Raw genomic sequence first — 12,544 nt, 5'->3', positions numbered from 1 at the left:
CCGGGCCATGGATCGCAGCCGCCTGCCGCGCCCGGCCCCGGGCCTGCCCTGCTGGCGTGGCTCGCGGAATTCGGGTGTGCTGCCGCGGGCAACCGGCGGGGCGGCGATGGGCAGCGAACTCTGGCAACTGGACGCAACCGACCTGGCGCGGCTGATCCGCGCCGGCCGGGCCTCGGCCACCGAGGCCACGCGCGCCTGCCTCGACCGGCTGGCCGCGGTGAACCCAGCGATCAACGCCGTCGTGCAGGAGATGCCGGAGGAGGCGCTGGCCGAAGCCGCCGCGGCCGATGCGGCGCAGGCGCGCGGCGAGGCGCTCGGCCCGCTGCACGGCGTGCCCGTCACCATCAAGGTCAATGTGGACCAGCGCGGCCACGCCACAACCAACGGGGTCGCGGCCTTCCAGGACAAGATCGCGGCCGAGGACAGCCCGGTGGTCGCCAACCTGCGGGCCGCCGGCGCCATCATCATCGGCCGGACCAATGCGCCGGCCTTCTCCATGCGGCTGATGACCGACAACGCCGTGCATGGCCGCACGCTGAACCCGCGCGACCCCGCCATCACGCCGGGCGGGTCCTCCGGCGGGGCGGGCGCGGCGGTGGCGGCGGGCATCGGGCCCATCGCGCATGGCAACGATATCGGCGGGTCCGTGCGCATCCCCGCCTATTGCTGCGGCGTGGTGGGGCTGCGCACCGGCTTCGGCCGGGTCGCCGCCTTCTCCACCCAGGGAATGGTCGGCCGGCCGCTGTCGTCGCAGATCATGTCCACCCAGGGGCCGCTGGCGCGCAGCGTGCGCGACCTGCGCCTCGCGCTCGCGGTCATGGCGCGCGGCGATGCGCGCGACACCCGCTGGGCGGATGCGCCGCTGGTCGGCCCGCCGCCGAAGCGGCCAATCCGTGTCGCATTGGTGCCGGAGGTGCCGGGCGGCAGCACGCATCCGGCCCAGGCCGAGGCGGTGCGGCAGGCCGGCCGCCACCTCGCCGCGGCCGGGTATGTGGTGGAGGAGGCCTTGCCGCCTTCCATCGAGACCGCGGTCGAGCTTTGGCATGTGCTGGGCAGCACGGAACTCTTCCCCGCGCTCTGGCCGCTGATGGAGCGCCTGGGCGACCCGGATGGCCAGGCTGCCATGCGCACCTGGATGGAATTGTCGCCGCCGCGCGGCCTGGCGGAATTCCTCGCCGCGCTGGCGGAGCGCGACCTGCTGCTGCAGCGCTGGATGGCCTTCCTGCTGGACACGCCGCTGGTGGTGCTGCCGACCCTGGCCGGCCTGCCGCCGCCGCAGCGGCTGGACGTCACGCTGGATGGCCAGCGGGCGGTGCTGGAGAGCATCCGCGCCGCCTTCGTGGCGCCGCTGCTCGGCCTGCCCGGCTGCGCCGTGCCGGTCGGCCACCATGGCAGGCTGCGGCCCGGCGTGCAGATCATGGCCGGGCGGTTCCGCGAGGATCTCTGCCTCGACGCCGCCGAGGTGATCGAGGCGGCCGAGGGTCCCATCCTGCCGATCGACCCCGTGGCGGCGTGACAGCGCCCCCGCAACGGCCCTAGCCTTCGGCATCCATACGCGAGGCCCGCATGTCCCTGACCAACCAGCCCGACCCCGAGGCCCGTGCGCGCGTCGTCGCGCAGGACCTGCAGAACGTCATGCACCCGCTGGTCCAGCACAAGGCGCTGGAGCAGAAGCAGATGGTGGTGACGGGGGCGCAGGGGTCCACCATCGTCGATGCCGACGGCACCACCTACCTCGACGCCATGGCCGGCCTCTGGTGCGTCAATATCGGCTATGGCCGGACGGAGCTGGCGCAGATCGCGGCCGAGCAGATGCAGGCCATGGCCTACTACCCGCACACCGCCATGAACCTGCCGGCCGCGCAGCTGGCCGAGCAGGTGAACGGCCTGATGGGCGGCGGCTACCACACCTATTTCGTCAATTCGGGGTCCGAGGCGAACGAGGCCGGCTTCAAGATCGCCCGGCAATACGCCAAGCACGAATTCCCCGGCGAATTCCGCTTCAAGACCATCAGCCGCTACTACGCCTATCACGGCACCACGCTGGCGACGCTGGCCGCCGGCGGCATGGGCGACCGCAAGACCAAGTTCGAGCCCTATGCCGGAGAGTTCGTGCATGTCCCGGCGCCGACCTGCTACCGCTGCCCGCTCGGCCTGGAATACCCGTCCTGCAAGGTGGCCTGCGCGAAGGCGATCGAGACCACCATCCTGGGGGAGGGGCCGCAGACCGTCGCCGAGGTGATCGTCGAGCCGATCATGTCCGGCGTCGGCATCGCCGTGCCGCCCGACGAATACCTGCCGATGGTCGAGGAGATCTGCCGGAAATACGACGTGCTGCTGCACGTGGACGAAGTGATCAACGGCTTCGGCCGCACCGGGAAGATGTTCGGCCACCAGCATTACGGCATCAGCCCGGACATCATGGCCGTCGCCAAGGGCATCGTCTCCGCCTACCTGCCGATCGCCGCCACCGTCGTGAAGAACCATGTGTTCGAGAGCTTCCTCGGCGAGGTCGCGGAGGCGCGGCAGGTGATGCAGGTGAATACCTATGGCGGCCATCCCGCCGCCGCCGCGGTCGCGGTGCGCAACATCGAGATCATGCTGGAGGAGAAGCTGCCCGAGCGCGCCGCCAGCATGGGCGCCTACCTGATGGACGGGCTGAAGGACCGGCTGTTCCGCCACGGCATCACCGGCGACATCCGCGGCAAGGGGCTGCTGATCGGGATCGAACTCGTCACCGACCGCGAGAGCAAGGTGCAACTCGACGGCGCGTTGGTGCAGGGCGTGCTGGACCACTGCAAGGCGGAGGGCGTGATCGTCGGGCGCTCCGGCGGCGGCGCGCGGCATTCCAACACCATCGTGCTGTCGCCGCCGCTGGTGATCACCCGCGGCGAATGCGACACGCTGATCGAGGTGCTGGACAAGGCGATCGGCGCCGCCGCCGCAAAGCGCGCCTGACCGGCGGGCAGGCTCGTGGTTTCCGAAGGCCCTTCGGCCTTCGGCGGGGGAGCCTGAGGGGGCAGCGCCTCCCTCAGTTGGGGTAGTCGCGCCCGGGCCTTGGCTTGTAGGCCGGCAGCGACCATCCCCGCAGGATGGCGATGGCGCGGATGCCGAAGGCTACCGCCATGCCGGCCAGCAAGGCGGGGTCCCGCCATACCCCGTTCACCCGCAGCGCGACGAAGACCGCGGCGCCGGCGAGCGCCGCCAGGGCATAGATCTCCTTGCGCAGCAGCAGCGGGATCTCGTTGCAGATCACGTCGCGCGCCGCGCCGCCGAAGGTGGCGGTGGCGACGCCCAGCAGCACGGCGGCCCAGGGTTTCGCACCGGCCAGCAGGGCGATCTCCGCCCCCAGCACGGCGAAGAGCGCAAGGCCGACCGCATCGGCCCAGAGCAGCGCGCGGAAGCGGCTTTCGACGCGATGCGCGGTGAAGAAGACCAGCACGGCGACGCTGCTGGCCACTGCCAGCCAGGCGGGGTCGCGCAGCCAGAAGGGCGGCACGCGGCCCAGCAGCACGTCGCGCAGCGTGCCGCCGCCGAAGGCGGTGACGGCGGCGATCAGGATGAACCCGACCGCGTCCATCTGCTTGCGGGAGGCGACGAGCGCGCCGGAGGCAGCGAAGACCGCGATGCCGGCGATGTCCAGCCAGAGCAGAAGGGTGTCGAGCGCCGTCACCCGGCAGCGCTCCCCGGCCAGGCCAGCCGCGCTATTCCGCCGGCACCGCCTGCGGCGGCCGCGCGGCCCGCGCGGAACCCTGGGCGCTCCCGGCACAGAGCAGCGACAGGCCGAGGAAGCCGGCGACGACCGGCAGCACCAGCCAGGGATAGCCCATGTCGATCAGGAAGCCGAGCGGCACGGGGGTGATGGCGGAGCCGAGCGGCAGGCCGGCCGAGACGAAGCCGAAGACCTTGCCGATCTGCCCCGTCGGGCAGGCATCCTTCAGCATCACGTCGCGCGGGGTGCGGGAGGTGCCGAGCGCGAGGCCGCCCAGCGCCGCGACGAGCGGCAGCACCACCTCCGGCAGCGGGACCATGCCCAGCACCAGCAGCAGCGCCATGGCGACCAGCGTCAGCACGGTGACCATGCCGAGGAGGTTGCGCTTGCTCTTGTCCGCGATCCAGCCGCCGACCAGGGTGCCGCCGGTGGCCCCCACCATGTAGCCGGTCAGCGCCGCCGAGGCCGCCAGCACCGGCGTGCCCCAGAGCTTGCCCAGCACCGTCACCAGCCAGGCCTGCACGCCGGAGCCGGCCATGGAGGACAGCAGGAAGAAGGCGAAGAACAGCAGCATCGGCCGGCTGAGCAGGAGTTCGCGGCCGCCCGGCCCGGCTTCCTTCTGCTTCGGCTTGGCCTGGTCACGCAGCACCCGGCTCTGCAGCAGGATGGCGGCGACGACGGGAAGGCCGAGCAGCCCGACGGTCAGCAGCGCATGCCGCCAGTCCATGAAGGTCAGCAGCAGGGCGATGACCGGCGGGGCGAGGGCGAAGCCCAGATTGCCGGTGAAGGTGTGCAGCGCGAAGGCGCGGCCCATGAAGCCCTTGCTGATGGATCCGGCCATGATGGCGTAGTCGGCCGGGTGGATGACGCTGTTGCCGACGCCGGACAGCACCGCCAGCGGCAGGATCACCCAGAAGCTCGGCGCGAAGGCCATGGCGGAGATGGACAGCGCCATCAGCAGGGTGCCGCCAACCAGGAAGGGGCGCGCGCCGTAGCGGTCCACCCAGAAACCCACGGGGGTCTGCAGCGCGGCGGTGGTCGCGCTCATCAGCGCGACCGAAAGGCCGAGGACGGCGTAGGAGACGCCGAATTCCTGCCGCCAAGTGAGGAACAGCGGCGCCAAGCAGAGCATGTAGAAATGCGAGAGGAAATGGCCGGTGCCGATCAGCGCGCAGATGCGCATGTCTCGGCCGGCGGAGGGCTCAGGCGGCATGCCGGACGGGGCTCCTGGCTGGGCGGTGCAGCAAACTGCGCCCAGGGTGGCCCCCGGTCAATTCGCGCGCGGTTAATCCGCGGCGGGCGTAGGCGGATACCAGCCCTCGGCGAGGACTTCCCCGTCCGGTCGAAACAGGGCGTGCCCGGGTCGGGCAGACAGTCAAGGGCGGCGCGGGCGTCGAGGCCGTCATGCTCTCCAGGTCCCGCTGGAAGCGACGGACCCGCCCGGCGTCAGGTCTCGCCGGCGATGGCCGCCCGGTGGGCACGCAGGGACGGGTTGTCCCGGAACAGGACATCGAGCTGGTCGCGGAAGCCGTCCACCTCCTTCTGCCAGCCGCGCCGCGCCGACTGGTCCGGATGGCAGCGCAGTTTCAGCAGGTGCAGGACGGTCCGGAAGACAAGGCTCTCGACCGCCTGGCGCTGGGACTCGCCGAACCCCTCGATCCCCTCGGCGAGGTTGGCGATGTCGAGGGCATTCGGCCGCAGCGCCTCCGGCTAGGCGCGCAGCAGCGCCGCCTGGGCCTGGGTCCCGGCCTAGAAATCCCGGTCGTAGAGGTCCGCGGCCCCGGACATGGCGCGAGGATAATGGTTGCCGGGCCCGGTTCCCACGCTCACGCCGCCGCGGCCAAGCCGGGGTCGGCCAGACTCTCCCGCAGGAAGCGCATCAGCGGCTCGGCCAGCGGGCTGCGGCCCTCGGCATCGCCGAACAGGCACATCTCCACGCTGCCGAGCGGCGGCAGGCCGGTCACCTCGACGAGGCCCGGCGGCAGCCCGCCACGGCCAAGCACGGTCAGGGCGAAACCGGCCTGCGCCGCGGCGGCGACGCCGAGGAGGCTGGCGGAGGTATAGACCACCTCAAACCCCAGCCCGGCCCGGGCCAGCGCCGCCAGGGCGCGGTCGCGGAACATGCAGCCCGGCGGCAGCATGGCCAGCGGCAGGGGCCGGCCGTCCGGCACCTGCCAGTCGGGGGAGGCCACCCAGATCACGCCCTCGGTCCAGATCGGCCTGCCCTCGGTCTCCCCATCCCGGCGCTTGCCCAGAACGAGGTCCAGCGCCCCGCGCTCCTGCGCCGCGCGCAATTCATGGCTGCGGCCCACCTCCACCTCCAGCCGCACCTCCGGCCAGGTGCGGGCGAAGCGGGCCAGCAGGGGGGCGAGGTTGCGCGGCACGAAATGGTCGGCGACGCCCAGCCGGAAGCGGCCGGCGACCGGCGGGGCAACCAGCCGCCGCACCGCCTCGTCGTTCAGGGCCAGGATGCGGCGGGCATAGGCCAGCAGGGTCTCGCCATCGCGGGTCAGGGCGATGCTGCGGCTGGTGCGCTCGAACACCCGGCGCTGCAGCAGGTCCTCCAGCCGCTTCACCTTCAGGCTGATGGCGGATTGCGTCAGGCCCAGTGCCTGGCCGGCGGCGGTGAATCCGCCGCGCTCCGCCACCGTCACGAAGCAGCGAAGCAGGTCGAGGTCGAGGTCGGGGATGCGCATGGCATGAGGGTGGCCCATGCCATGCGCGCTTTCAATCGGAGCCGCCGCGTCGATGAGCGGCGGCTATGGATCAGACATCCTCGTCGTCGTAGCCGCCGCCACCGGCATCGTCATAGCCGGCGGCACCGGAGTCGTAGCCCGAGGCCTGGTCGTAGCTGCCGGTGGCATCCTGGCCGCCGCCGCCCCAGCCCTGGTCGGCCGCCGCGGTGCCGGGATCGGTCCAGGGAGAGGAGGTCGGCACCGCTTCCTGGCCGAAGCCGCCCGCGCCGCCATCGAAGGACGCCGCCTGGGCGGCGCCGCCATGGCCAGAGAAGGCGTTCATCAGCATGTTGCCCAGCACCATGCCGCCGGCGACGCCGGCCGCGGTCATCACCGCGGTGCCGAGGAAGCCGGAGCCGCCGCGGCCCTGCTGCAGCATCCCCGGGTTGTAGCCCGGCGGATAGACCGGCTGCGGCGGCGGGGCCATGCGGGGCTGCGGGCGAGCGCCGCCGCCGAACATGCCGCCGAACAGCCCGCCCTTCTGCTGCTGCGCCGCCTGCGCCTGGCCGCGGGCGTTCTCGACCTCCCACTCCAGCTGGCGGATGCGGTTCTGCGCCTCGACCAGCGCCGCTTCCTGCACGAAGGCGGTCTGGGTGATGCGGTACCGCGCCTCGGGGTAGCGGGCGAACAGGTCGCTGATCAGCGCATCGGCGTCCCGGTCCACCGGCGGCAGGTTGGGCCGCGCCTGGGTCTGCGGTACGCTGCCGCCCATGCCGCCCCAGGGGCTGCTCGGCGCCGTCTGAGCGGGGGCCGCACCGGCGACCCGCTCAACATACTGCGTGATGATCCGGCGCTCTTCGTCGTTCATGGGTCCTTCGTCTCCCGTGGGCCCGTCCCGGCGGAAAGCAGCGTTGCGAGTCCGCAGGCGGGCTCTGCGGGGCAGGAGGTGGCCCGGCTGGCCGGGGCTTTCAAGCAGATGGTCCGGTAAAAATGAACGTCATGCAATCTTCGCGGGCAAGCCGAGGCGGTGCCATTCGATGACGGGGCATCGGTCCTGTACGAAGCGCAGCCCGGCGGCGCGGGCCCGCTCGCCCGCCGCGTCGTCGATGACGCCAAGCTGCAGCCAGACGGTCCGGGCGCCGAGGCGGATCGCCTCCTCCACCACCGCCCCGGCCTCCTCGCTGCGGCGGAAGACGTCCACCATGTCGAGCGGCCCGGCGTCCGACAGCCGCGCCACCACCGGCGCGCCATGCAGGTCCCGCCCGGCGATGCCGGGATTCACCGGCGCAACGGCATAGCCGCGCGCCACCAGGAACTGCGTGACGCCGAAGCTCGGGCGGGACGGCCGGTCGGAGGCGCCGACCACCGCGACGCGGCGGGTGGACAGCAGGATGTCGCGGATCTCGGCATCGGTCATGCGGCGGTCTCCCGGTGCTGTGCCCCCCGCGGCAACGCGGCGCGGCGGCGGGCGATGCTCAGAATTCCTCCAGCAGCCGGCCGAAGCCGGCCACCCTGTCCGTGATGCCGGTGCTGCGCAGCGCATGCCAGTAGGTCGCGGCATTGATGGCGATGACCGGCTTGCCCAGGAAGAGCTCCGCCGCCGCGGCCAGGCGCAGCATGGACAGGTTGGTGCCGACCTGGAGGATGGCGTCCACGTCGTCGCCATCCAGGCGCAGGAGGGCGGCGCGGCACTCCGCCGGCGTCACCCGGGCGATTCCGGTCCAGGACGGGCAGCGCAGCGCCAGGTCGCGCACCACTGTGTGGCCGCGTTCGCCGAGGTAGCGAGCGACGCCGGCATTCATCACCGGCCAGTAGGGCGAGAGCACGGCGACGCGCCGCACCCCGCCATGGGCCTCCAGCGCCGCGGCGCAGGCATGGCTGCCGATGGTGACATCCAGGCCGGAGGCGTCGCGCACCTGCCGGATGAAGGCCTCGGCCCCCGCCACGCCGTCGAGGAAGGTGACCGCCGACATGCCCATGATCAGGTGGTCCGGCCGGCAGGTCACGACGCTGCGGACCGCATCCAGCACATTGCCGCCGATCGTCGCAATGCCGGCGCGGAAGCTGTCATCGCTGACCGCATCGGCGTCCGGCGTGAAGATGCGGGCGATGTGGTTGGTCACGCCCGGCGGCCGCAGGTCGTCGAAATCCGGCTGCACCACCGTGTTGGTGGAGGGGGCCATGACGCCGAACACCCTTCGCCAGCCCAGCACGTCGCGCATCGCCCGCCCCTGTCCCACACCGCTGCATGCTGCCACGGCCGCGTCCGAGGCGCAGGGCCCGATGCGCATCCCCCGGTGCGCATCCTCCCGGTGCGCCGGCCCAGATGCCCTGGCCCCGGCGGCGGGCTTGCCTCCGCCGCGCCGGCCCGCCATCACTGCCGCGGGGGCCTGTAGCTCAATGGTCAGAGCGGACCGCTCATAACGGTTTGGTTGCAGGTTCGAGTCCTGCCGGGCCCACCATCCCGCATGCGCCGAGTGGCCTGGCCGCGCGCGGCAGGACGGCCGGCCTGTGGCCCGGGTCGTCATCTTCCCGCGGGACGGGCCGCCGGCGATGCGGCGGTGGTTGCCCTTCCTGTGGCACCGGCCAAGTCAGCCGGGCATGAATTCCCTCTCCCGTCCGGCCCCATGCGGCGCCGCATGACCTTCGCGCTCCTCGCCCTGCTGGTGCTGCTCGCTGGCCTCGCCTGGGCGCTATACGACCCCGACCGGCCGCGTGCGGCGCTGGAGGCGCGCTGGGCCCCGCCGCCGTCCCGGTTCCTCGACGTGCTGGGCCTGCGCCTGCATGTCCGCGACACAGGGCCACGCGACGCACCGGCGGTGCTGCTCATCCATGGATTCGCGTCCAGCCTGCACACCTGGGAAGGCTGGGACCCCCTGCTGGCGGACCGGTTCCGCCTGGTGCGGCTGGACCTGCCGGGCTTCGGCCTGACCGGCCCGGACCCGACCGGCGACTACAGCGACGAACGCGCGACTGCCGTGCTGGCGGCGCTGCTGGACCGGCTGGGCATCGCCCGCGCCGCCGTGGTCGGCAGTTCCATGGGCGGGCGGATCGCCTGGCGCTTCGCCGCGGCGCGGCCGGACCGCGTGACGAAGCTGGTGCTGATGGCGCCGGACGGCTTCGCCAGCCCCGGCCGCGGCTATGGGGAGGCGCCGCGCGCCCCGGTGCTGATGCGCGCGCTGCGCTGGACCCTGCCCCGGCCGCTGCTGCGCCGGGCCACGGCCAACGCCTATGCCGTGCCGGGCGTGCTGACCGAGGCGGTGCTGGACCGCACCCGCGACATGCTGCTGGCGCCCGGCGTTCGCGGCGCCATCCTGGCGCGGCTGCCGCAGACCGTGCTGCAGCCGCCCGAGCCGATCCTCGCCACCATCCGCATGCCGGTGCTGCTGCTCTGGGGCGAGCAGGACCGCGCCATTCCGGCCACGCATGCCGCCGACTACCTGCGCGCGCTGCAGGATGCGCGCGCGGTGGTCCTGCCGGGCGTCGGGCATGTGCCGATGGAGGAGGCGCCGGCCGTGTCGGCGGCGGCGCTGCGCCGCTTCCTCGAACAATGACGCGGGGCGGCATCCGCCGCGGCTGAGGCGGAAAGGGTGGCAGGCCCGCCCCGGCGCGCATGCCGCGCTGCGGTATGGTCGCGGCCGGGCAGGATGGCGCGGCCGGCGCGCAGCGATCCGGGCCATGGCAACCGTGACGCGCCGCACAGACCGGCCGCGATGGTCAAGATGACGGCACCGCCATGCTGGCAAAGCCGCGCCGGCGTTGTCATGGTAACCCGCGCGTTCCGATGCGCCGGTCCCCTGACCGAGGAGGCTTCGCCCATGCCGATGCCGCCCAGCCCAGCGTTATCCCGCCCGCCGCGCGCGGCCGCACCGGGGCCCGGCTTCCTGGCCGCCATCCCGGGCGAGACGCGGCCCGAGCGCATCGCCGATGCCGCCGTGCACATGCTGGGTCTGCTGGCCGCCGTCATCGCCTGCGGCGTGCTGGCCATGACCGTGCCGCGCGGCGCCGGCGCCGGCACCATGCTGGCGCTGCTGATCTATGGGCTCGGCCTGCTGGCCATGCTCGGCTGCTCGGCGATCTACAACATGTCCAGCGTGGCGGAGCGGCGGGCGTTGCTGCAGAAGCTGGACCATTCCGCCATCTTCACCATGATCGCCGGGACCTATACGCCGGTTGCCGGCCTCGGCATCGGCGGCACCTGGGGCCTTGGCCTGCTTGGCGTGGTCTGGACCGGGGCGCTGGGCGGCGCGGCGCTGCGGATCTGGGCGCCTGCCCGGGCCGAACGCGTCTCCCTGCTGTTCTACCTGCTGCTCGGCTGGGCCGGCATCGCCGCCTTCGACCCGCTGCTGCGGGCGCTGTCCAGCTGGGACCTCGCCATGCTGCTGACCGGCGGGCTGATCTACAGCCTGGGCGTGCTGTTCCATCTGGCGGAGCGGCTGCCCTACCACTACGCCATGTGGCATGGCTGCGTGGTGACGGCGGCCGCCTGCCACTACCTGGTGGTGCTGGACCTGGCGCGCGGCGCCGGGTGAGGGGGGGGCCTACCAGGGCGCCTTGAAGGGATCGGGCGGCGCCACCTGGAAGACGTTCAGCTGCAGCGCCAGCAGGCTGTAGTAGCCGACCAGCCCGGTCAGCTCGACCACGCCCTTCTCGCCCAGCAGCGCCAGCGCGGCGGCATAGGTCGCGTCGCCGGCCTGGCCGGTGCGCAGCACCTCCCGCACGAAGCCGACCACCACGCGGTCGGGCTCGGCATCGAAGGGGATGCTCGCGGCGCCGGTGCCGATGGCCTCGATCACCGCCTCCGGCACGCCCTGCTTCGCCGCGATCGGCGCATGCGCATACCATTCATAGGCCGCCTTCCAGTGCTGCCCGACGCAGAGGATGGCGATCTCCCGCAGCCGCATCGGCACGCTGCAATCGTAGCGGATGAAGACGCCCAGCTGCTCGACGCGGGCGCAGAGCTCGGCGCTGGTCAGCAGCGTGGTGAAGGGACCGCCCACGCCGCCGCGGGCGCCGCCGGCGATGCGGTCCCAGACGACCTTCTGCGCGTCGTCCAGCGTCTCGCGCGTCTTCGGAGCCAGCCGGCCCATGCGTTCCTCCCCCTGAAACACGAACGGCCCGCACCCTGCGGTGCGGGCCGCGCCCTGTCCAGCCGCGGCGCCTATTCCGCGGCGGCCTGCAGCCCGGGGACGAAGCTCGGCATCACGTCGCGCGCGAAGGCGCGGAGATTGCCGACCGAGGCATTGGGGTCCACTAGCAGAATGTTGGTCGCGCCCACTGCTTCCAGCGCCTTCAGGCGGGCGACGACCTCGGCCGGCGTGCCCAGCAGCGGCGCGGTGTCGTCCTCCACCCGGTCGGCCAGCTTGCCGCGGGCGAGGTCGCCGATGACGCCGACCACGCGCTTGCGCGTTTCATAGGCGGCAGCGCGCTCGGCCTCCGACTGGATCATCTGCAGGGCGCGCGCCGTGCCGACCATGGTCGGGCGGTATTCCCGCCCCACCGCCTCGCATTCCGCCCGGTAGAGGGCGATGCGCTCGCCGATCTGCTCCACGCTGGCAAGCTGATCGAGCAGCAGGTTGAAGCCGTCCCGCGCCGCGCGGCGGATGCTGTCGGGGCTGCCGGCCGCGAGCCAGAGCGGCGGGTGCGGCCGCTGCAACGGCGCCGGCTCCACCAGCATGTTCTCGTAGTGCCAGCGCTTGCCGTGATGGGAGAAGCGCTCGTCCGAGGTCCAGGCGCGGCGGATGACCTCGATCGCCTCGTCGAAGCGCTCGGTCGCTTCCTCGAGCGGGATGCAGAAGGCGTCGAACTCGGCCTTGCGGTAGCCCTTGCCGACGCCGAAGTCGAAGCGGCCGCCGCTCAGCAGGTCGAGCGTCGCCGCCTGCTCCGCGACCAGCACCGGGTTGTGCCAGGGCAGCACCACTACTGCCGTGCCCAGCCGGATCTGCGTGGTCTTCGCGGCGAGGTAGGCCAGCAGGGTCATGGAGGCGGAGACCTGCCCCTGCCCGGTCGAGTGATGCTCCACCATGAACATGTGGCGGAAGCCGAGCCGGTCGGCCTCCATCACGTAGTCGATGAAGCTCTGATAGCCCTGGCTGTCCTCGATGCCGACGCTGCGCTTGGTCCGGGCGCCCCCGAACAGTCCGAATTGCATGCCCTG

The 12,544-nt window shown here is 72.6% G+C and carries 13 protein-coding genes and 1 tRNA gene; 5 read left to right on the top strand and 9 right to left on the bottom strand.

Annotated features, from left to right (window positions below; all coding sequences use genetic code 11):
• The first annotated feature begins 106 nt into the window (after positions 1–106).
• Both E2C05_RS00980 and E2C05_RS00975 read left to right on the top strand, forming a co-directional pair.
• On the top strand, positions 107–1,516 hold the full coding sequence (locus E2C05_RS00980; protein ID WP_133217729.1) for an amidase: 1,410 nt from the start codon (positions 107–109) through the stop codon (positions 1,514–1,516).
• Positions 1,517–1,566: 50 nt separating this feature from the next.
• Positions 1,567–2,958, top strand: a complete 1,392-nt coding sequence (locus E2C05_RS00975) for an aminotransferase (RefSeq protein WP_133217728.1) — start codon at positions 1,567–1,569, stop codon at positions 2,956–2,958.
• Between the two features lie 73 nt (positions 2,959–3,031).
• Here the strand turns inward: E2C05_RS00975 and E2C05_RS00970 are convergent, their stop codons facing one another.
• The 7 genes from E2C05_RS00970 to E2C05_RS00940 form a co-directional block, all read right to left on the bottom strand.
• On the bottom strand, positions 3,032–3,673 hold the full coding sequence (locus E2C05_RS00970) for a trimeric intracellular cation channel family protein (protein ID WP_133217727.1): 642 nt from the start codon (positions 3,671–3,673) through the stop codon (positions 3,032–3,034).
• Positions 3,674–3,704: 31 nt separating this feature from the next.
• Complete coding sequence (locus E2C05_RS00965) at positions 3,705–4,895, bottom strand: MFS transporter (protein WP_240046502.1); 1,191 nt, start codon at positions 4,893–4,895, stop codon at positions 3,705–3,707.
• Between the two features lie 263 nt (positions 4,896–5,158).
• Entirely contained in the window at positions 5,159–5,413 is a 255-nt protein-coding gene (locus E2C05_RS00960) for a DUF29 family protein (protein ID WP_133217725.1), read from the bottom strand.
• 125 nt (positions 5,414–5,538) lie between these two features.
• Entirely contained in the window at positions 5,539–6,408 is an 870-nt protein-coding gene (locus tag E2C05_RS00955) for a LysR family transcriptional regulator (protein WP_133217724.1), read from the bottom strand.
• 70 nt (positions 6,409–6,478) lie between these two features.
• On the bottom strand, positions 6,479–7,255 hold the full coding sequence (locus tag E2C05_RS00950; RefSeq protein WP_133217723.1) for a DUF2076 domain-containing protein: 777 nt from the start codon (positions 7,253–7,255) through the stop codon (positions 6,479–6,481).
• A 129-nt stretch (positions 7,256–7,384) separates the two neighbouring features.
• A complete protein-coding gene (locus E2C05_RS00945) occupies positions 7,385–7,804 on the bottom strand; it encodes a CoA-binding protein (RefSeq protein WP_133217722.1) in 420 nt (139 codons plus the stop codon).
• Positions 7,805–7,862: 58 nt separating this feature from the next.
• Positions 7,863–8,609: a maleate cis-trans isomerase family protein gene (locus E2C05_RS00940; RefSeq protein ID WP_133217721.1), complete on the bottom strand. Its 747-nt coding sequence runs from the start codon at positions 8,607–8,609 to the stop codon at positions 7,863–7,865.
• Between the two features lie 164 nt (positions 8,610–8,773).
• Between E2C05_RS00940 and E2C05_RS00935 the strand changes: the two genes are divergently transcribed.
• From E2C05_RS00935 to trhA, 3 genes are all read left to right on the top strand, one after another.
• A tRNA-Ile gene (locus E2C05_RS00935) sits at positions 8,774–8,849 on the top strand.
• Positions 8,850–9,026: 177 nt separating this feature from the next.
• Positions 9,027–9,941 carry an alpha/beta fold hydrolase gene (locus E2C05_RS00930; RefSeq protein ID WP_240046501.1) on the top strand — a complete coding sequence of 305 codons (915 nt, stop codon included), beginning with the start codon at positions 9,027–9,029 and terminating at the stop codon, positions 9,939–9,941.
• Positions 9,942–10,205: 264 nt separating this feature from the next.
• Positions 10,206–10,919, top strand: a complete 714-nt coding sequence (gene trhA, locus E2C05_RS00925; protein ID WP_240046500.1) for a PAQR family membrane homeostasis protein TrhA — start codon at positions 10,206–10,208, stop codon at positions 10,917–10,919.
• Between the two features lie 9 nt (positions 10,920–10,928).
• Here trhA and E2C05_RS00920 read toward each other — a convergent pair whose 3' ends face one another.
• Together E2C05_RS00920 and E2C05_RS00915 are read right to left on the bottom strand one after the other, a co-directional pair.
• Positions 10,929–11,477: a carboxymuconolactone decarboxylase family protein gene (locus tag E2C05_RS00920; protein ID WP_133217719.1), complete on the bottom strand. Its 549-nt coding sequence runs from the start codon at positions 11,475–11,477 to the stop codon at positions 10,929–10,931.
• Positions 11,478–11,548: 71 nt separating this feature from the next.
• Positions 11,549–12,538, bottom strand: coding sequence for an LLM class flavin-dependent oxidoreductase (locus E2C05_RS00915; protein ID WP_133217718.1), 990 nt, complete (start codon positions 12,536–12,538; stop codon positions 11,549–11,551).
• Positions 12,539–12,544 lie beyond the last annotated feature (6 nt).

The organism is Paracraurococcus ruber (assembly GCF_004353985.1).
Taxonomy (GTDB): domain Bacteria; phylum Pseudomonadota; class Alphaproteobacteria; order Acetobacterales; family Acetobacteraceae; genus Paracraurococcus; species Paracraurococcus ruber.
This window is presented reverse-complemented; position numbering and strand designations above follow the sequence as displayed.

What these genes read in the sequence shown, in the direction of transcription:
- E2C05_RS00920 (WP_133217719.1), bottom strand. Translation starts at nt 11,477, where the DNA reads ATGGGCCGGCTGGCTCCGAAGACGCGCGAGACGCTGGACGACGCGCAG.
- E2C05_RS00950 (WP_133217723.1), bottom strand. Translation starts at nt 7,255, where the DNA reads ATGAACGACGAAGAGCGCCGGATCATCACGCAGTATGTTGAGCGGGTC.
- E2C05_RS00945 (WP_133217722.1), bottom strand. Translation starts at nt 7,804, where the DNA reads ATGACCGATGCCGAGATCCGCGACATCCTGCTGTCCACCCGCCGCGTC.
- E2C05_RS00965 (WP_240046502.1), bottom strand. Translation starts at nt 4,895, where the DNA reads ATGCGCATCTGCGCGCTGATCGGCACCGGCCATTTCCTCTCGCATTTC.
- E2C05_RS00940 (WP_133217721.1), bottom strand. Translation starts at nt 8,609, where the DNA reads ATGCGCGACGTGCTGGGCTGGCGAAGGGTGTTCGGCGTCATGGCCCCC.
- trhA (WP_240046500.1), top strand. Translation starts at nt 10,206, where the DNA reads ATGCCGATGCCGCCCAGCCCAGCGTTATCCCGCCCGCCGCGCGCGGCC.
- E2C05_RS00955 (WP_133217724.1), bottom strand. Translation starts at nt 6,408, where the DNA reads ATGCGCATCCCCGACCTCGACCTCGACCTGCTTCGCTGCTTCGTGACG.
- E2C05_RS00975 (WP_133217728.1), top strand. Translation starts at nt 1,567, where the DNA reads ATGTCCCTGACCAACCAGCCCGACCCCGAGGCCCGTGCGCGCGTCGTC.
- E2C05_RS00930 (WP_240046501.1), top strand. Translation starts at nt 9,027, where the DNA reads ATGACCTTCGCGCTCCTCGCCCTGCTGGTGCTGCTCGCTGGCCTCGCC.
- E2C05_RS00915 (WP_133217718.1), bottom strand. Translation starts at nt 12,538, where the DNA reads ATGCAATTCGGACTGTTCGGGGGCGCCCGGACCAAGCGCAGCGTCGGC.
- E2C05_RS00980 (WP_133217729.1), top strand. Translation starts at nt 107, where the DNA reads ATGGGCAGCGAACTCTGGCAACTGGACGCAACCGACCTGGCGCGGCTG.